The following is a 945-nucleotide window of genomic DNA, read 5'->3' on the forward strand; positions in this document are numbered from 1 at the left end:
GCACAGACGCGATTCATCGCGTCTGTGCTGGAGTCCTGATTTATTAGTTGTTCGACTAAGAGGGCGGCGTGTTCTTCTAGGACTTCGACGATATCACCGAGGGTACGGCATTGTGTGCCATTGACTATTGAGTATTCACCGCTAATCATTGACAAATCGGCTGTGAGGGGATCGAAATCTAGTCCCCAATCTTGAGCGATCGCACGGGTAATACCTGGAGAATGGCGATTGGGGATGCGAGCGATCGCTACTATTAAATCTCGTAACTGCCTTCCTTGGGGACATTGCCCAAAAATGTGCAAGCCATCGCGGATTTGGGCTTCTTTCAATTCACACAGATAGCCACCGATGGAATTCAAAATTAAAGATTCAGACTTAAAAATCTCTGTTTCATTTTGAATTCCTAAATCTAGATGGAGATTTTCTTTGATCACCAGTTCGTGGATGCGATCGCGAATCACTGGCAAACGCGAAGGATCTAAGCTGTCCGCTTCATAATACTCATCAATTAAATTTTCTAACTGCTGCAAAGAACCGTAGAGTTCCGCGCGAGTCATCGGTGGCGTTAGGTGATCTATAATCACCGCTTGAGCGCGACGTTTGGCTTGGGAACCTTCACCAGGATCGTTGACAATAAACGGGTACAGGTGGGGAAGTGCGCCGAAAGCTACTTCTGGATAACAATTACTCGATAAAGCCACACTTTTACCCGGTAGCCATTCTAGATTTCCGTGTTTCCCTACATGAACTACAGCATCAGCACCAAAGGTTTCTCTAACCCAATAGTAGAAAGCTAAATAAGCATGGGTTGGTTCTAAATCCGGCGCATGATAATTCAAACTGGGGTCATTATCATAACCCCTTGCTGGCTGAATTCCCACGAAGATGTTGCCGAGTTGAATTCCGGGAACGGGGATGGAGGCAGGGGGGCAAGGGGGCAGGGGG

Annotated in this window: 1 protein-coding gene; it reads right to left on the minus strand. The window is 47.2% G+C overall.

Annotated features, from left to right (window positions below; genetic code table 11):
• The coding region (locus tag ABF638_RS38175; protein ID WP_435027919.1) for a cobaltochelatase subunit CobN at positions 1-945 on the minus strand (945 nt) is incomplete at both ends.

This window comes from Nostoc sp. CALU 1950, from assembly GCF_051172895.1.
Taxonomy (GTDB): domain Bacteria; phylum Cyanobacteriota; class Cyanobacteriia; order Cyanobacteriales; family Nostocaceae; genus Nostoc; species Nostoc edaphicum_A.